Below are 19,483 nucleotides of genomic sequence, written 5' to 3' on the forward strand. Positions count from 1 at the left end.
GGTATGAGTAGAGTAAGAATAGTTGGAGGTACTATAACAAAAACTACAGGAGGAGATCATAATATTTATTCAGAAGGGAATATTGTTTATAATTCTGGTACGTCAGTTAGTTTAACAAGTGATGTAGGTATTAGTTATGGAGAGCCGAAAGCTCCTCCAAGACAAGAAATTGTTGAGAGCAAATATAAACTTGAAAGTATATATGCACATGAACAGCTTTCAGCTTTGGCAAAACAATTAGATGAATTGCCTTTTATGTTTTTTATGGTTGGAGTTTTTGGTGAAGAAATTGAAGCCAGTGCATTAAGTAAATTATACAGAGGACTTAGTGATAAGTCTATAATTTCACCAGAAATTGTAGTTACAAAATTTCCTGCTAGAGGTAGAAAAGCCAATTACAGCAATAGTAGGAAAAAAATACTGGTATGGGAACATTTTATCGATCTAGCTGTAAAAGACAACGATGCAAGGGCAGAATTAATGTCGGCTTTGGTGGAAGAATATGGTCATCATATTGATAATCTGTTAAGAACAGAACTCGCAACTAATGGCAAGGAAGATACAGATTATATAGACGAAGGTGCTAAGTTTACCTATGCTTTATTTAATTTCGATATTTTTAAAGAAACACAGCTTTGTTTTGCCAAAGCAGAAACCCCAAACTTTACAGGAGATTTAATAATAGATTTTTCTGAGCTTCATACACAAGTAAAAGAGTATGTAGGTGAGGATAAACAATATGATGCCAACCCAAAAGAAGATGAGGAAGGTTTTGGTGCAGGGTTTGAGGCCGGAATGCATGGAGGGATAGAAAAAGAGGCATTAATAGGATTAAATTTAACTCCTCTAGAAGTTAATCAAATCTATTATGGAAACTGGCTACGTGATTATTCTCAAATTATATTAGAAAGTACAATACGACTTGAAAAACCGGATATTGATAAAATAAAAAAGAGCGGAATTGAGCATCTTAATGGGCTGTTAAAAATGAATCCATACAAAATGTCTCACGAGGGTTTGGTAAAGCTTTTGGAAATATTGGCTGCCAAAGAATTTGTATTTGGATCTGATAAATTTACTCCTAATTATAAAAACCATGTTAGGACTTTTCAAAAAGAGTATGGAGTGCTTACTAAAGATATTTTAGGTATATACCGACCAGAAGAACATATAGACAATCCGAAAGGTCTGAAAGATTTTAGCAGTTTAAGTGTTTCTTTTCAATACGAACATGCCAAAGGAAGCTTTGTTACTAGAAAGTTGTATGCAGGAGAAGATGCTAAATCACTTGCAATAAACGAACTGAACGTAAAAAATTATATAGCTACAAAAGGTGGTAGAGCAACAGATCCTGAAAGACCAACATCTGATGCATATATGACTCAACAGCTAAAACTTGCGGTACAGTACGGTAGAAATAAAGATGGTTTTAGACATTTGGGAGCAGCATTTCATGTACTTGAAGATTTTTTCTCACACACTAATTTTGTAGAAATAACTTTAATAAAGGCAGGAAGTATGCTTCTTGACAAAAACGAGAATAGTACCTTAGGCAAAGAATTAGTTTTGGTTTACCCTTGGGTGCAAGGTATGCAGGGGCAGGATTATAGTACGATACCTATAATAACAGGCAAGTTTTTATTAGATGATACTATGGCAAGTGTGTTGCCTAAAGCGGGTGAAAAAATGTTTCCAGTTGGTATACAGGATTATGTACAGCGAAAACCTGGGGATAGAACTTTTCAGGATGCTTTTATACTTACCACTTTAGAAGATTTATCTGCTGGACAACAGACAGATGGCCTAGAGAAAGATCCTGTTTATATGGGGATGAAGAGTTCGGACTTGCTTGCTATGTATAAAAATTATTTAAAACTGCTTGATACCAAAGCCGCAGCAGTAGAATATACTGGCTGGTTAGGAAGAACAATAGACAAAGGGTTAAGTTATATGGGAGATTCCTTAACAACTTTTAATAATATTGCTTACAATTTGCTCTTGGGGTCAGTAGATGATGATGTAAAAATAGAACAAACAGAAAATAGCAATAAAAATTATGGCACCGACCCAACGCATACACAAGTAGCCAAAGATGCTCTTAACCATCCATTAAACCCACTTGCGTCCGAGCTTGCCAAAATAGCAGTAAAAGATGTCGCCACAAGAATTCTGGATATCTGGAAAACGGGGAGTGATCCTACAGGAGAAGAGCTTGCTAAATATGTGATAAATAAATATACTTTGCATCCCGTTTATCAGGTTACAGATTGGGCTAACGAAGCAGTTAATAAATGGATTAATGATAATAAAGATATTCTACAGAGGCTTCAGAGTTCTACTCCATATGAGCATGCTGAGAAGGTTACACAAAGAACTATAAGCAACAAAAAGGTGCAGGAAATTTTAAATTATTTTAAATGAAACAATTCGTAATATTAATATTGAGTAGTTTTTTTATGCAATGTCAAACCTCAAAAAAAGAATCTATGCCAGAAACCGATTTCTACATCAGCGAACATAATATTACTTACAAAAAACAAGAATTACCTTTTGGTAAACCTTTAGCCGAATGGGTAAAGGTTTTTGGTGAATATGATAGAAAGATACCTTATGAACGATATGTTTGGGACTCTTTAGGTATATCGATAAATTCAACACAAAAGAATTCAGAAATTGATGAACTTCACATCTTTTTTATGAATCTCGACAGTCCTTTGGGCCAGATGGGAAAACTGGAAGAGGCCAGAGGAAGAGTATCTGTAGCATTTATAAAGGCAAAAGACAAAAAAACTGGATGGTTTACTTCGGATGAAGATTATGCAGAGATGGAAAAACGAGTAGCTACGGGTTCTGATGCTCCAAAGAACTTCATTTATCCCTTTAAAATTTATTCAACCCCCTTAAACATAGAAGGAGCAGAAGTAAAAGCTGGTATGAAAGTATTGGATATTAATAAAAAAAGAAACGATGTAGATTTGCCTGTCATTAAATATTGGGATGCCGACATGAATAACAAGCATGAAGATGGCTCTACAACTACCCTTTCAAATGGTTATTTTACCGCTTTTAACGGTTTTAGCAGCCCTGAGGAGCAGTCTAAAGCTGATTTTTATAATATTATGTATCGTCAGACAGAAGGAGAAATAGAATACATCCGTATTGTACATGATAAAGGACAAGAATATTTTAAATTTTAATTTTTGTATCTAAGAAACGATCTATATTGGGATATCAAATAGAATTTAGGGTTCGGAGGAGGTGAGTGCAATAAAAATCGAAATTATGACATTAAAAAGGAAGTAATGATAAAATACATTTATCTGATAATTCTTGTATTTACAGTTAGCTCTGTTTGTGCACAGAATAAGACAGAGTTAAATATTATTCGCCAAAAAGGTAAAGGAGTGGGGTATGCTCTTAAAGATGGCACTATAATAGTTGAGCCACAATTTAGTTCAGGATCATATGATATTGATGGATATTATATCGTAACTAAAATTGATAGCTTAAATAATACTCGATATGCCTTGCTAAACAGAGAGGGAAAATATGTTATTAACCTAGATAATGATTTTGATTTTTTTGATGTAAAAAATGGAATAATAGTTGTTAAAAAAAACAACTATTATGGAATAATTAATGATGCTAAAGAAGTTATTGTTCCAATAAAATATAGTGAGCTAAGTCTGGATAGTGAAGGAATTATTATAGCTATGCAAAATGAAAAGTACGGTATTCTAGATTGTAATAATAATCTTTTGGTTCCATTTCTGTATGATTTTATTTCTGATTTTTCTGTTGTACACCGTAACGGTAAAAGATATGCTGTTGTTGAGAAGAATGGTAAATATGGGGTTATTGATGATGATTATAACTATCTCATAAAACCTATCAAATCAATAGAAATGATAAGGGTTGTCAGTAATTCAATTATTGTAAAAAAAGACAAAAAATGGGGCATGATTGATTTTAGTATGAAAACTATTTTACCAATTGAATATGATATTTTAAGATATTCTAGATTAGATGAATATCTTTTTGCTAAGAAAGATGAATATTATTATCATTTTGCACTTGATGGCAAGTTAATAAAGAAGTATATCTTAGAAAAAAAAGACGATCCGTTAAAATAGATTAATGAAAAAAATAATTATTCTAATTGGGATATTTTCATTTCTGGGGTGTAATAATAAAAAGTATTATCCTAATGATTCAAATTTTAAAGATATTGAAGCAAATTTTTCAATAAAAGTTGATATGGCCAATAAGCTTTATGACGAAAATTTTGAAAAATTAATGAAATTAAAAATAAATGAAGATTTTTTTAAGCATTATAATAAAGTAATCTATATTCAAGGAAAATCATATTATATTGGCTATGCCACTATTTTAGATAAGAGAGGGGTTGAAAATCCTCACTTAGCATATTTAGCAAAGATCGATTCTGAAACAGGAAGAATTGATGTTGTAAAAAACTAAATAACTGAATTAGTTGAAATAAGATTTTTATAAGGGATACAGTTTACTGAGAAGTATTTTTTGAAAATATTATGTTGATTACAAAAATAGAATTAAAACAAGACAATGAGACAAGATCGAATAAAAGACAGAGTGCTAAAAAGAGCAGCTAGGTCATGGGGCTTTTCAGATGTTGAGATGGAAACATCTTTCGATCCTGTGGTGTCAATGATGCTTAATGCATTGTCTTACGAACTGGAGAAAGTAGCTCATGAACTTGAAGACTCTAAAACAAGAGTTGTAGAAAGGGTTTTGGAAATTATGTTTCCAGAAGTTACGGCGGGAGTAAAGCCGGCAAGAGCTATTTTGCATGCTTTGCCAATAGATAATAATATGAAAGTTTCATTGCAGAATCAAATGTCGGCAAGTAGAAGAATTCATAATATTTACAATCCTTTAGCTCCAATAACCAAAGAAATTGCACTGTCGCCGACATTAGAAGTAAAATTAGCGTCTGCTGAGGTAAAGTATATTGCTTACGAGAGAAACTTATTCGAAATTTCGAATCTTTTTTATAAAGATGCTATTCGTGATTATAAACATTCTCTTCCTTCTGGTATTGTGTTTATGGGAATCGAATTAAAAAATCCAAAAGTGTTGGATTTGGAAGATTTAATGTTGTACATCGATATTAAAAACACGCATCAGAAAGAGATGTTTCATTACTACCTGAAGCAAATGAAGTGTTTTCAGGATGATGTACAAATCACGGTAGAAGAGGGATATAATGTTCCTATAAATAACATTGATATAGAAAGCATTATAAACCGCAATTACACGCATTTGAGCGAGATAATGCAGGAAGTAAATGAGTTTTATTTTGATAACTTTTACACGCTAAAAGGAGCATTAAACCATAAGCCTATTAGTGAATATGGCGAAGAATACAAATGTTTTGAAGCGATAACAAATAGAAATGACAATCCTATCATTTGGGTAAAAATGGTTTTTCCAGAATCTTTAATTCCTCAAATATTAGATAATGTTTCTTTTACCGCAAATTGCTTTCCGGTAATTAACAAAAAGAAGCACATTATAAATAAAACACTTGGTAATTTCTTGTCGTACATTGCGTTGGAAACAGACAATAATATCTATTTGGATGTTGATACTGTTGTCGATGGATTCAATAATCATTACGAAATAAAAGAATTTAAAGATGGTGTTATTGAAGAAGGAAATGCAGTATTAAGAACGGGTGGAGTTTCAAGATTTGATTCTAGAAGTGCATCAGAACTGCTTCAAAACGTATTAGATCTTTTAAAAGACGAAAGTTCTTCTTTTGCAGGTTTAGGAAAAGACTTTATGAATAGTTCTTTGGTTGAAATTAATCAGCTTTTGGCTTCTGTAGAGCAGCAGGCTAAAGAAAGTAGCTTTTCTAAAAATAATGATCCTTATTTAATGATAAAACCTAAGTTTGATGAATCTTTAGGGAAATCATTTTCAATACATTATTGGTCTACTTGTGCAGAAGAGGGGAATGATATAAAAGCAGGAACTGTTTTAGAAACCAAAGAAGATATGCAGTTTGTGAGTAAAGAAGCCGTATTGATTACCAATACAGTTGGCGGAATGAACAAACAAAATAATAAAGATAGGATCTTAGCATACCGTAACGCTTTGCTAACGCGTGGTCGAATTGTGACGTTTGCAGATATAAAAGCGTTTGGATTTAATCATTTTAAAAGCTGTATTTTAGATATTAAAATAGAGAAAGGAACTCGAAAAGAGATTTCGGTAAAAGCAGGTTTTAGCCGAACGGTCGATATTCATTTAAAAGTAAATCCGATTGAGAAAGAGTATCTATCGGCAACAGAATGGGATTATTTGTGTGAGAGTTTTATGAAGAACTTAAAAAATAGATCCTCAAATGTATTTCCATATCGTCTTTTTATAGAAAACGAATAAAAATAAAGAGAAACGCCAGAAACTTAAAGTTCTGGCGTTTTTGATTTACTGAAATCTATTTTGGTTTTTATTGGTATTTCTTATCCGTAAGTGTTTTCATAAAAGCTACGAGTGCTTTTTCTTCAATCTTAGTCAGCTTTAGTTCATCAAAGGGTAGCGTTTGATTTTCGACTTCGTAGCCTAAACCTTGGCCGCCTCCTTTGTTGTAAAAATCAACGACTTCTTCTAAAGTTTTAAAAACACCATTGTGCATGTAAGGAGCTGTTACAGCTGCATTTCGAACTGTTGGAGTTTTGAAAGCGCCAACCAATTGAGGCATTTTATTGTATAAATATCGCCCTTGATCTATGCTTAATTTCTTACCGGAAGCATCTTGAGGAGTTCCGATAACTTCATGTTCGCTTTTAGAATAACTCGGAGGAACGGTTCCGTTAAACAAAGGCGTAAAGTGACAGGTTGCACATTTTGCTTTTCCCATAAAGAGATTCATTCCCTCTATTTCCTGATTGTTCAGAGCATTTTTATTCCCTCTCATGTATTCGTCAAATCTTGAATCGAAAGCATTTAAAGAACGCACATAACTCGCAATGACATTTTGAATTTGCCAGGCTTCGGGTTTTGAAGTTTTTGGGTATGCTTTTTTGAAAAGGCTGATGTATTCTTTATTCAATAGAATTTTAGCATGAATAGCATCCATTGAACCATGCATTTCCTCTTTATTCTGAATTACGTCTACACTCTGCTTTTCTAAGTCTAACTGACGCATATCCCAAAATTGAGCATTTTGTAAAGAAGCATAGGTAAGAGTAGGTGTGTTTCGTGCAAGATTAGATCCTGTTAAGGAAACGTTTGTTTTTAAACCATCTGTAAATGCTTTTTCTGGATGATGGCAACTTGCACAGCTTCTGTCATTATTTTTTGAAAGGCTGGTATCATAAAACAGTTTTTCTCCCAGTTTAGCTTTATCTATGGTGTAATTGTAATCTTTAGAAAGTACAAACGCATTTACATCAAAAGCATCTTTATCAAACAAAGTTTCAATTTCTGGTTTTAATGGGCTTGTTTTCTTTACGTTTTTAATATTCTCTTCTTTCTGAAAAGTTTTAATTTTTTTCGAAATCGGATTCAAATATTCTGTTATAAAAAAGGCTCGGTCAAAAGCATTGAAATTATTGTTTTCTTTACAATATTGCTGTGCTTCTGCGATTAATTTCTTTAAATCGGCTAGTGTTTTATTATCGGAATTAATGATTTCAAGAGGTTTAGAAATTGATAATAAACTTTCTCCCGCTTCAGAAATTGAAGACTGTAAAATTGGACTATCAAAACCTGTAATTCCTAAAGCAATAACACGAAATATATTCTGTTCCATTGCATCCAAAACATAATCGTCAGAAATAGTGATTACTTCAAATGTGGTTTTCAGCTGCTTTATGTTAGATTGAAAAATATTCAATTCTCTTATGACATTTTCTTTATCCTCGATTTTATATTCAGGATAAATGATTTCTTCGATTACTTGAAACCCATGTGGCTCAAAAGATCTATTTTCTTCCAATTCCATTTCATCCAAGGCTGGACCATTCATAAAACGAGCCGTTTCGGGAATAAAATATTCAATTGCCCATTCCACTTTTTTATAGAATAAACGTGATTTTTTAAACTGTTCTACAATTTCTTTTGGAGAAGCATTGCTATCTACCAGCTTTTGAAATTGGGTAATTTCATTGCTTAATTTGTTTAAGTCAACAAGAAGATTCTGTTTGATTGTTGTTTTAGAAGTTTCATTTTTTTGACACGAAAAGAACAAACAAAGAGCTAAAAATAGAAATGAAAAATATTGTAATTTCATAATAGTGTTTTAATAGCAACAACCCTTATCGAAAAATAAGGGTTGTTAATAGATTTTGACTGAAATTATTATCTCTGTACGTTTCTGATAATTACAGTTTGTCCTCCCTCTTTGTTGGTTTGAGTTCCTGAACCGTCTGCATTTTTGAATGCATCACTTTGCCATGTGTGCGGGTGAATGTTTACGGTAAAAGTATCTGGAACACCAATGATGTCCGAAATATCTTCCATAGCACCAAACTCCCAGCTTCCTAATCTCATTTCGCCAGTTTGATTATATAAAGCATTCCAGGCTGCATCGGTTCTTTTGTGGTTCATGTTTAACCAAGCTTTATTTTGCTTTGTCGCAATGCTATATTGCCAGATATATGAATCGTGTTTAGCGTCGGCGTAGTAGCTGTCACCATCTTCTTGAATGTAAACGTAGTTCTCTGTTACACATAAGTTATCTGGGTTAATAATTCCAGTTCCTGGAGTACTGTCACCTTCAACAGCTAATTCTAAAGTTCCTTTTAACGGATTTGTAGCATCTAGTTTCACTTTGTAAACTCTTCCCCACATTGTATAACCGTCAACAGGAGCATTGTTGGTTGCTTGACCTGTAGCAGTAAAATAAATTTCTCTATTGTTGTTTGCACTTCCTTTTCTATAATCTACGTCTTCAACTCTAGAAAAACGAATTGCTTTTAAGTCGTTAACAGTTGTATTGATAACAGCCCCGGTAAGATTTTTTGCATTTGGAATTTCAACAAATTCAACAGGATAACTGCTATTTAATTTGATATCCGTTTCAACTTGATTTCCATCAGTTCTTTTTAAGGCATATAATTTTCCGTTAGACAAATCGCCAACAGTACTCACATACATAATTAATTGTCCAGCACTTACGTGTGAAGTTGCGTAAGATTGATCTTCACCAATTAGAATTACGGTTTTTCCTGGATAAGCTTCTTTAGGAAGCGGAACAGCGTTTTCCATACTCGCTTTTCCTAAAGCTGGTAAAACTCTATCTTTTCTTGCTTTATCTGAAGATTGTCCCAACGGATTGATTCCGTGCACCATACTTTCTTGTCCGCTTTCTCCAGCAGTTAAGAAGATTGGTCCAAATCCGTGAATTTCTGGAGTTGCCAATGTAGCAGAACATAAACGAGTTAAACCACCAACGCCATCAACAATATAATCACCTTTTACTGGTTTGAAAGTTTTGTCTAAATAAACTCTTGATACAGATTGCAGAATTTCGTGGTTGGTAATCAAGATATATCCATTACCATTTGGATCTTTCATTAATCCAGCTCCATCAGGTTGTGCACCATAAACAAAAGAAGGAGATTCTGGAAGAACATCTGTACTAGCAATTAAAGTACTGATTTTTAGATTTTCAAAACCTGTCATTGGATAAACAAAAGGTGGCACTTTTGAATGCGAAGTAAAATCGATACTAGCATTTACGCTATTCGAATCTTTGTCATCATTTTGGCAGCTTATTACAGAAAGGCCTGCAATTCCAAGCAAGGTAATTGATTTTAAAAAGTTAGCTTTCATAATTGTTTTTGTGTTTTTTTTGATTACGACAAAGCTATCTTTCAAAAACAAAATACAGGTTATGGCTATTTTTCTTTTTTGCTAATTTTTATAAGTCTAGTATTACTAAATGGTAAATTATGGAGTTGAAATGTAAAGTTAAGATTCATAAAAAAATCTTAAGGTTTGAAAAGCTGATTTAAACTAATTGCTTTTTTCTCTCTCAATTTCTTTACAATCTTAAGAAAAGCAATGGCAGTGATGTAGGCATCCCCCAGTGCTGTGTGGCGATCTTTCTTGGAAATATCAAATTTGTCTGCAAGATCATCTAAGGTGTAATGATCCTTTCGTTCAAATAAATGAGATTGAATTAAAGTCTTTTTATACAAATAAGCCGTGTCTAAGGTTTTATTCGTTAAATGAGGAAGTCCGTTTCTTTCTAAAGCTTTATTAATCATTGTAACATCAAAAATAGTGTGATGCGCAATGATAATGGAGTCTCCTAGAAAATCTAGAAACTGCTGTAATGCCTCCAATTCAGTAGGACGTTTAATCAGTAAATCTTTTAAAATACCATGAATTTGAGCGGTCGATTTATCGTAATGATCTTGTTCTAAATATACTTCAAAGCTTTCCTGAACATTAATAATTCCGTTTTGAAGAACTAGTGCGCCTATGCAGAGAATACGGTCATTTTCGTAATCAAAACCAGTTGTTTCGGTATCCAAAACCACAAAACGAGTTTCTTCGATTGTAATATTTTCATCGAATAGATTAGTTTCTTCTTTTTTCCAAAAATTGAATAAACTCATGATTATACCAAATTTGAGATATTAAAACGTACTGAAATAAGTTCCTGAAGTTCCTTAATGGTTTTAAAAGTGCGTTTGAGCTTAATTTTTTCCATTTTGGTCAAAGACTCCAATTCGATAAACTGACCAGAATCATGATGCAAAAGACCCTGCTTGGTTCTAAATTTTAATAAAGCTTTGAAAGAATAAGAGCACGATAAATACAATTCTCTATTGTTAGGTTCCAGTTCTGCTAATTTCTCAAAGCGCTCTGCTGTATTGCTAATCGATTTTACTGAATGAGATAAAATTAAAACACGCGCAGCATCGGTTAACGGCATTAAAGCTCTTCGTTTAATATCAAAATTATCTTTGTTAGCGCCATCTTGCTCCACCAAAAATTGTCTAAAGAAACCAGTAGGAGAAGGGCTTTGCAGAGCACCACTCACCAAATGCATATAAAAAATAGGATTTGCTTTTAAATCTTCAAAAATATAATCAGACAATTGATTTGCTACTTCGGTATCTCCGTAAGTTAAACTATAATCAAAGAAAATAAAGGACAATAAGACCTCATTTTTACCTGGATTTGTAATCCAATGATGCACATTGTTTTTCCATTCGTCCACACTCATACACCATTTTGGGTTCGAAGCCATCATTTCGGCAGGACAATAATCGTATCCAATTTCAAAAAGCCCTTTATTGACAAGTCCGGCAAATTTTAGAAAATAGATTTTAGTTTCCTCTCTAAAAACTTCATTCACATTTTCATAAACAATGGCATTATCTTGATCTGTATGCAACATTTGCTCGCCGCGGCCTTGACTTCCGAGTGCGAGCCAAGCAAATTTAACGGGCGGCGGACTGCTCATTTTTTCTAAGCAAATCTCAATAACACGATTGGTGCAGGCTTCGTTAAGTTCGGTAATGATTTTCGTAATCAAAGTCATTGGGATATTTTGATCCAAATAACCTTGCAACAACTGCATAATACGATTGCGAATAGGTTTTATTTCCTTAATTTTTTTAGTTCGTTTTAAGGCTTTAATTAAAACCGCAGGATTGTTTCCGAGCGCAACCATAACGTCGTGTTTCGATAAAATTCCAACCGCTTTTGTGTTTACCGTTCCATCTTTCGTTAAACACAAATGACTGATATTACTTTTCATCATGGCCATTTGCGCCTCAGTAACCGTCATTTTTTTAGGATACGTAATAACAGGTTTGGTCATTATCGTTTCGGCAGTGGTTGTAATAGGAAAATCTCCTGTAACGATTTTATTTCGAAGATCTTTATCTGTCAAAATACCAATCGGAAGCATTTCATCAACAATCAAAATAGCACCGACTTTCTTTTTATTCATAATCTTCGCCACTTCCTTAACAGTGGTTGACGGACTACAGGTAACTATTTTTTTTGAATATTTTATGGGCGCTAAATCAAAAGAATGATTGCTCGAATGCAGATTTTCATTTAACTGATCATCACCATATAATTTATCTTTATGAATATCGGAATAAGGATTTCGAGTATTCGAAGCATAACTTTCAATCAAGAAATTACCAACATTTCTATTCTCGAGCGCATAAGGTTTAAAAACCGCAATAGGAATGGCGTACAAAATGCTTTCTTCGTGAGCGACCGCTTCCATGATATAATTTTCTTGTGCCAATAACGGACGCAATCCAAAAATATCGCCCTCATCGCACATATCTAAAACGGTATTTTTAATGTTTTTTTTAAGTGCAACAGCGCCTTTATGAACCACGTAAAAAGAATCGTGGGTTTTGTCATTTTCAGCAAAAATGACGGCATCTTTTTCTTTATAAATAATAGAAATCTGTTCAGAAAGCTTTTCTAAATCTCTCTGGTGAAGAAAATTAAACGGCGGATAATTTTTTAAAAAATCAGCAACTCTCTGCGAAATGGTATTTTTCATTTGGTTAGATTAGAGTTCTAATGTACTATTTAAAATAGAAATGTAAAAGAAACACGTTTGTTTTTTTAGTTACAAAGGGACAAAGATTCAGAGTTGCAAAGTTTAAAAAATGAGAATAAAAAAATTTGGAGACTTTGTGTCTTTGTGGCAAAAAAAAAGCTCCCAAATGGAGCCTTTATTATTTAATCAACTTTATAAACTGTTCCTCGCTGTTTTTCTTCAGAACCAACCAAGCCAAATTCGAAAGTATAAGAATCTTTAGAAGTGTTTAAAATCTTCATGCTGATCGCTTTTTCTTCAGCCATATTTTTAGGATGTTTCTTTTGCAGCACGTACTCACAGTCACTTACCCAGCGTATTGTAGCAGTATCGGTTTTTCCTTCGTAAGTTTCAATTTCGATATTGTCTTTACGCTCAAAATAAGTTGTTTTTTTTACGCCATTGACATCTGTTTCAAATTTGAATTTCCCTGTTTTAAAATCCTTGCAATTGTGTTCTGCATTATAGCATGAAACTAAAGCTAGAAAAGGGAATAAGAATACTATTTTTTTCATTTTAATTAAGTTGTTTTTTTAGAGCTAGAGATTTCATTTTTATGCCACAAAAAGGTCTTCGACTACGCTCAGACTGACAAACGGGTCATTTCAATCTTTTTAACTCATCATCGGTAAAGTTCTTGATTTCTTTTTCTTTGGCAAACTTTTCGGCGTTATAATTTCCCGATTTGTTTTTCGGAATCGATAAACTATTCCATTCGCTGTTTTTAAGCTGTTTGGCATAAAAAACAATCTGCCCTACATGATACGGATAATGTGCCAATTGTCGATTTATAGCTTCTATAACCGTATGGCCTTCATTTCTTATATAAATAATATCTGAAAGCTGTTCTGGTTTTAAGCTTTCAAGAGCATTTTCGAGACAATTCCATCCTTTATTCCACAGTTCAAGAACTTCGTCTTTAGATTGTAAATCATTTTCAAATTCAGAATCTCTGTTGCGCCATTCTTTTTCACCATCGGTAGTAAGAAAATCAGTCCATCGAGACAGCATATTGCCCGAAATATGTTTTATTATTGTAGCAATGCTGTTGGTGTCTTCATTTACCGAAATAAAAAGCTGTTGAGGTTCAAGTTGGTCAATGGCTTTTTCGCCAAGCATTTTATAATACAAAAACTGCTTTCTGACACTTTCTAGATAAGATTCATTGGCACTCATAACTAAACAATTTTGATATCATACTTATCTAATAATCCGACAATTCCTTCAGTAGAAAATTGTGCTTTTTTCATCGGATTAAATTCAGGATCGATTTTGTAATTGTAAGCCGTTTTAAAATTGACCGATGCTAATTGTGTTTCATTAAAAATAGCGCCATCAAGATCGCAATTATCAAAAACAGAACTCGTTAAATTGGTTCCAACAAAAGTTACTTCGCGAACAGAAGAATTAACGAACTTAGTTTTTGGCATTTTTTTATTGGAAAACAATGCATAATCAAGAACGCATTCATCAAAATAAACCTGGAATAGAAAATCGTCACATTCGTTAAATGCAATTCCGAGAAGTTTACAGTTTTTGAAAGTGACGTTCTTTAAACTCGTTCCTGCCAAACTTGTCATTGATAAATTGCAGTCAATAAACTCGCAGTCAAGAAAAGTATTAGAATTGAAATTGCTGTTAGAAAAGTCGCAGTTTTTAAAAACACAATCTTCAAACTCGCGATTGTTTATTTTCTTATCAATATAAACAACTTTCTCAAATGTTTTCTGAATGTGAATTAGAGCTTCCATAAGTATTTTAGAAATTTAAGTTTTCAGTTCTTAATCGTTAAATATACCTTTCATAATAATTTTCAATCCCAAAAAGATCAAAAGCATAGAACTTAGGCAAGCCACAATTCCAATTCCTAAAACAAGATAATGCCAGTTGGTATGCTGATTCATAAAAGCATTATAAATCAATGTTGGGCCAAGAAACATTAAAGGCAGAGCGCCTGATAAATATTTCACTCCTTTTTTTAGTAATTCTTTATTCGTTGCCATCTTTTTTGTTTCAATTTTAAGGTTGTAAGCTGTTGGCTTGTATTTAATCGCAAAGTACGCTAAGTTTTTTATATGATATATTTTTATAATGACAAAGTTCGCAAAGTTTTGGACAAAAACCTTGCGAACCTTGCATAAATCTTAGCGTACTTTGCGGTTAAACAACCACTCAGAAGCCTTTTTATTTTTTATAATTGTCGACAGCATTTCTTACGCTGCCATATTTTTTCAATAATTCAGAAGCTTCGTCATACGAAACCGAAATCTCGTCCATAATCATTTTTACACCACGATCAACCAGTTTTACATTGCTTAACTGCATATCGACCATTTTGTTTCCCCTTACTTTTCCTAACTTAATCATAGCTGCAGTCGAAATCATGTTTAAAACCAGTTTCTGCGCAGTTCCAGCTTTCATTCTAGAGCTTCCAGTTACAAATTCTGGCCCAACTACGACCTCAATAGGAAATTGCGCCGTCAATGCCAATGGACTTCCAGCATTACAAGTAATACAACCGGTGATAATATTGTTTTGGTTACAAGTTTCTAATCCACCAATAACATACGGAGTTGTTCCCGAAGCAGCAATTCCGATTACAACATCATTAGAATCGATTTTATGGTTTTGAAGATCAATCCAAGCTTGTGTAGGGTTATCTTCTGCGTTTTCTACTGCGCGTCTAATCGCTGTGTCGCCACCTGCAATAATGCCATTTACTAAGTCGAAAGGAACGCCAAAAGTGGGCGGACATTCAGAAGCATCAACAACACCAAGTCGGCCAGAAGTTCCTGCTCCAATATAAAACAATCTGCCGCCAAGTTTTAATTTGTCGACTATCTGCGGAATCAAAGCTTCTATTTGTGGTAAAGCTTTTTCGACTGCATAAGGCACAGTTTTATCTTCCTGGTTTATATTAGATAACAATTCATGAACAGACATCTTCTCTAAATGTTCATATTTTGAGGCTTGTTCAGTAGTTTTCGTAAATGTCATTTTATCGTTATTTAGACTCGTCAAAATTAATATATTTTATTTCAATCTTGCAAAGTCTCAGAGATTTAAAATCAATTTTTTTCTTCTATTTTTTCTCTCTAAAGACGGTTTTATTGTGGCTTTGTTACAAAAACGAAAATATTATATTTGTCTAATATAAAAAGATAGATGGATCAATTAGATTTACTACAGGGAATTGCTCGAATTTCTGTTTTCGTTTCCTTATTAATGGCATTTTTTCTGCTAACCGTTAAAACAGAAAATAAACTGGCTAACCGCTTATTTGCTTTGTTCTTTATTTTTTCGGCAATTGATCTTAGCGGTTTTTTTATTTATCTGTATACAGAAGATCACAGAAATTTAGAAATTTTTAGAGCAACTTTCTGTTTACTGGGAATGCCATCATTTTATTTGTATGTTTTATCTGTATGTTATTCAGACTTTAAGTTAAAATGGAAACATCTCATTCATTTGCTTCCTTTTGTAATAGTCAATTTAATTTTTATACCAAGAATATATTTAAGTATTGTAAATGGCAACTTTATAGGTCCTTTAAATGAAATGTCTGAGATCTATTTTATACAGATTTTAATAGAATTTCAGTACGTTTTTTATATCGTAAGTGTATTTTTGATCTTGAAGAAATACAAAGAAATTTATCTAGAAAACTACACCAATCCGAGCGTTTCTACTTATAAATGGCTTTTTCAAATGACATGCGTGTTTCTTGTTGCACATTCTATTGTACTTTTAAAAAACATATTGAGGTACAGCGGTTTCAAAGAAGTGTTTTTGTGGGCAAATGTCCTTGTTGGAACTATAGCTTTATTTATAACGTGCTGGTTTATCATGAAAGCTTTAAAATATCCAGAACTTTTTAGAGGTGTAAATTCTAAGTTAGTATTAACAAAAGATATTCTGCCAGAAATTGATGAAAAGCCAGAAGCTGTAAATCAGCAAAATGATTTGATCAATACACAAATTAGTACTTTAAAACAATATATGACTGAGAAAGAACCATTTCTCGATCCATCACTTACTATTCAGGAATTGGCCAATCAGATTAGTATTCCTGTTCGCGATTTATCTATTTTAATAAATCATCATATCGATCAGCATTTTTTTGATTTTGTGAATGAATATCGCATTCAAAAAGCCATGCAAATTTTAAGAGATCAATCAAAAAATCAATTAACTGTTCTAGAAATATTGTACGAAGTTGGTTTTAACTCCAAATCTTCTTTTAATACTTCATTTAAAAAATATACCAATTTAACCCCAACAGCTTACAGAAATAGTTAAAAATAAAGGGTTTGTAAAAAGTCGAACGCCTTGCCTATATAAAGTCGAACCAATTTCTATTTGAGAAAATGGTTCGACTTTTTTTGTCGGTCGCATAGGAAGATTTTCTAAGGCAACTTTGCTTCAAATTAATCGAACAAGTTAAAATTAGAAATCATGAAAAAATTAAATCTCCTAGTCTTTTTACTATTGCCTTTATTTTGTTTAGCACAATTAACACTAAAAGGAAGAGTCGCTAGTGAAACCAAATCTTTAGAATGGGCTGAAATTTCAATATTAAATAAAGAAGGGAAAATTATTGATGGAACTACAACTAAAGAAGATGGTTCTTTTGATATCAGCCTTAAAAATGGTTCTTATAAAATTGAAATCAGTCTTTTGGGTTTTGCCGATTATGAAAAAGAAATTTTACTAGAAAAAAACACCGATTTAGGAACTATAATTCTAAAAGAAACCGAAACCAAATTAGTTGAAGTTGTGGTTCAGTCTAAAAAGAAAACTATTGAGCAGAAAACAGATCGTTTGGTTTATAACCTAGAAAACAATGTCACAAATGTTGGAGGAGACGCTTTAAGCGCAATTAATACTGCGCCTGGAGTTGTAGTGAAAAATGATGTGATAACCATTTTAGGAAAGGGAACTTCGCGCGTCATGATCGATGGACGTTTAATTGAATTGACTGGCGAAGAACTGAACAATTTCTTGAAATCAATTTCGGCAGCAGATATTAAAAACATTGAAGTTATAAGCAATCCGCCCGCAAAATATGAAGCAGATGGAACTGGAGGGCTGATTAATATTATTATGAAAAAGGGAGTTCGCGATTCGTGGAAAAATTCGACTACAGTTTCTTACGATCAGAATAAATATGGAATTTACACTTTGAGAGATAATTTCTTCTATAGCAAAAATAAGTTTAGATTTTCGGCAAGCGTGAATGGTAAAACGGGTTATAAAAACTCTAAAGAGAATTTAGATATGTATTTTCCTAATGGACTTTCTACAATGTACGCCGATACAAAAGTTAAAAATGAGAATTTTTCAGGAAAATTGGCATTAGACTATGATTTGTCTGAACGCTCAACGATTGGTTTTCAGTTTATGAATGACAGAAATAATCCTGATTTTGGATCGGATATTAGAATTGAAAAGTACAATACCCAAAACGAGTTGGAGCAGGTTACATTGAATAAAAGTTTTACAGATAAAGGTTCTAAAAATCAGACTTATAATGCGCATTTGATCACTAAATTTGATTCAAAAAAGAAATTATCTTTTGATGTGGATTATTTCAATTACAGCTCAAAATTTGATAGAGATTTTATAGCGAACAATTATAATCCAGATATGGAATTTATTGATGTCAATCAGGCGGGAAGAAATATTTCCAATCAAGATATTGATAACTGGAGTTTTAAGGCAGATATGGAACATCCGTTTGAAACTTTTAATTTGTCTTATGGTGCGAAAATGAGTTTTACAAACAGCATAAGCGATGTGGTTTTTTACAATACTATAACTGGAACTCCAGAATTAGATCCTAGTCAGTCAAACCAATTTAAATACACTGAAAATAATCAGGCGTTTTATATTAATGGAGATAAAAAGCTAAATGAAAAATGGAATCTGCAAATGGGTTTACGATTGGAGAACACACAAACAAGCGGATTCTCTGAAACCATGAATCAGGAAAATGTAAATGATTATTTGAAGTTGTTTACAACTTTTTATGCTTCGTACAAGAAAAATGAGAACAATACTTTTAGTCTGAATTATGGAAAAAGAATCAACCGACCACGTTTTGATTTGCTGAATCCATTTAGAGTTTATATTAATAGTAACAGTTATTCTGAAGGAAATCCGTTTTTAAAGCCTTCATTTAGTGATAATTTTGAATTGGCGCATTCTTATAAAGAGGTTTTAAGAACAAGCATTTTTGTAAATGCGATTACAAATGGATATGGAGTTGTTTTTACTTCAAACCCAGAAACGAATACGCAGATTGTAACCCGCGAGAACTATTATAAAGGTTTGAATTACGGTTTGGGAGAAAGTTATTCTGCAAGTTTTGCAGATTGGTGGCAGAGTGAAAATACTTTGTACTTTTTAGGCGCTAAGACGGAGTTTGTAAAAGATATTAATGCAACGCCATCAAATAGTTTACAGATTGATTTTACGACGAATAATACTTTTATACTAGGGAAAAGCAGTAAACTTCAAATTGATTTTAATTATAGTTCACCTTTTAAAAGTGGTTTGTATGAGATTGGTTATGCATCAAGTTTTGATATTGGTTTTAAACAGGATTTGTTGAATAAAACGCTTCAGATTGCATTTTTGGCTAATGATATTTTTAATACTTCTTATTTGAAAGATTTCACTTCGGTTGTAAATGGCGTAAAACAGGTTTATAGCCAAAATGAAAGTAATCGTTTTGTGCGTTTGTCTTTGGTTTACAATTTCGGAAATAAAAAGATTAATGTGAAAGAACGTGCTTTCGGAAATCAGGACGAGAAGAAGAGGGTGGGGAATTAAGGAATTAGATAATTAGTCAATTTGATAATTAGATAATTTTTCACTGGGCTTCGACTTCGCTCAGCCTGACACGCG

Annotated in this window: 16 protein-coding genes; 7 read left to right on the plus strand and 9 right to left on the minus strand. The window is 32.8% G+C overall.

Annotation, left to right across the window (positions count from 1 at the left end):
- Positions 1-3: 3 nt before the first annotated feature.
- From QLQ95_RS16375 to QLQ95_RS16395, 5 genes are all read left to right on the plus strand, one after another.
- Complete coding sequence (locus QLQ95_RS16375; RefSeq protein WP_482500645.1) at positions 4-2,421, plus strand: HET-C-related protein; 2,418 nt, start codon at positions 4-6, stop codon at positions 2,419-2,421.
- Positions 2,418-3,197 carry a DUF7738 domain-containing protein gene (locus tag QLQ95_RS16380; protein WP_482500647.1) on the plus strand — a complete coding sequence of 260 codons (780 nt, stop codon included), beginning with the start codon at positions 2,418-2,420 and terminating at the stop codon, positions 3,195-3,197. The genes QLQ95_RS16375 and QLQ95_RS16380 overlap by 4 nt, the downstream gene beginning before the upstream one ends.
- A gap of 105 nt (positions 3,198-3,302) precedes the next feature.
- Positions 3,303-4,133, plus strand: coding sequence for a WG repeat-containing protein (locus tag QLQ95_RS16385; protein WP_482500649.1), 831 nt, complete (start codon positions 3,303-3,305; stop codon positions 4,131-4,133).
- A 4-nt stretch (positions 4,134-4,137) separates the two neighbouring features.
- Positions 4,138-4,479 (plus strand): hypothetical protein, encoded by a 342-nt coding sequence (locus QLQ95_RS16390; RefSeq protein WP_482500651.1) that lies wholly within the window; start codon positions 4,138-4,140, stop codon positions 4,477-4,479.
- Between the two features lie 105 nt (positions 4,480-4,584).
- Positions 4,585-6,426: a type VI secretion system baseplate subunit TssF gene (locus tag QLQ95_RS16395; protein WP_095930964.1), complete on the plus strand. Its 1,842-nt coding sequence runs from the start codon at positions 4,585-4,587 to the stop codon at positions 6,424-6,426.
- A gap of 67 nt (positions 6,427-6,493) precedes the next feature.
- Here QLQ95_RS16395 and QLQ95_RS16400 read toward each other — a convergent pair whose 3' ends face one another.
- From QLQ95_RS16400 to murQ, 9 genes are all read right to left on the minus strand, one after another.
- Entirely contained in the window at positions 6,494-8,278 is a 1,785-nt protein-coding gene (locus QLQ95_RS16400; protein ID WP_482500653.1) for a cytochrome-c peroxidase, read from the minus strand.
- A 68-nt stretch (positions 8,279-8,346) separates the two neighbouring features.
- Positions 8,347-9,822 carry a PhoX family protein gene (locus tag QLQ95_RS16405; RefSeq protein WP_320495157.1) on the minus strand — a complete coding sequence of 492 codons (1,476 nt, stop codon included), beginning with the start codon at positions 9,820-9,822 and terminating at the stop codon, positions 8,347-8,349.
- A 158-nt stretch (positions 9,823-9,980) separates the two neighbouring features.
- On the minus strand, positions 9,981-10,613 hold the full coding sequence (locus QLQ95_RS16410) for a 3'-5' exonuclease (protein ID WP_095930962.1): 633 nt from the start codon (positions 10,611-10,613) through the stop codon (positions 9,981-9,983).
- 2 nt (positions 10,614-10,615) lie between these two features.
- Positions 10,616-12,535: a DUF294 nucleotidyltransferase-like domain-containing protein gene (locus QLQ95_RS16415; RefSeq protein WP_482500655.1), complete on the minus strand. Its 1,920-nt coding sequence runs from the start codon at positions 12,533-12,535 to the stop codon at positions 10,616-10,618.
- 182 nt (positions 12,536-12,717) lie between these two features.
- On the minus strand, positions 12,718-13,089 hold the full coding sequence (locus QLQ95_RS16420; protein ID WP_095930960.1) for a DNA topoisomerase IV: 372 nt from the start codon (positions 13,087-13,089) through the stop codon (positions 12,718-12,720).
- An 85-nt stretch (positions 13,090-13,174) separates the two neighbouring features.
- Positions 13,175-13,750 carry a DUF1572 family protein gene (locus QLQ95_RS16425; protein ID WP_095930959.1) on the minus strand — a complete coding sequence of 192 codons (576 nt, stop codon included), beginning with the start codon at positions 13,748-13,750 and terminating at the stop codon, positions 13,175-13,177.
- Between the two features lie 2 nt (positions 13,751-13,752).
- A complete protein-coding gene (locus QLQ95_RS16430) occupies positions 13,753-14,325 on the minus strand; it encodes a pentapeptide repeat-containing protein (protein ID WP_095930958.1) in 573 nt (190 codons plus the stop codon).
- A gap of 30 nt (positions 14,326-14,355) precedes the next feature.
- Positions 14,356-14,577, minus strand: coding sequence for a DUF6095 family protein (locus QLQ95_RS16435; protein WP_095930955.1), 222 nt, complete (start codon positions 14,575-14,577; stop codon positions 14,356-14,358).
- 181 nt (positions 14,578-14,758) lie between these two features.
- Positions 14,759-15,571, minus strand: coding sequence for an N-acetylmuramic acid 6-phosphate etherase (gene murQ / locus QLQ95_RS16440; protein WP_482500658.1), 813 nt, complete (start codon positions 15,569-15,571; stop codon positions 14,759-14,761).
- Between the two features lie 168 nt (positions 15,572-15,739).
- On the opposite strand from murQ, the gene QLQ95_RS16445 reads away from it, so the two are divergent.
- The gene (locus QLQ95_RS16445) at positions 15,740-16,873 is read left to right on the plus strand and encodes a helix-turn-helix domain-containing protein (RefSeq protein ID WP_320495151.1); all 1,134 of its coding nucleotides are present in this window, start codon (positions 15,740-15,742) and stop codon (positions 16,871-16,873) included.
- Positions 16,874-17,029: 156 nt separating this feature from the next.
- Complete coding sequence (locus tag QLQ95_RS16450) at positions 17,030-19,408, plus strand: TonB-dependent receptor (RefSeq protein WP_482500660.1); 2,379 nt, start codon at positions 17,030-17,032, stop codon at positions 19,406-19,408.
- Positions 19,409-19,483 lie beyond the last annotated feature (75 nt).

This window comes from Flavobacterium sp. B330r (assembly GCF_056824325.1).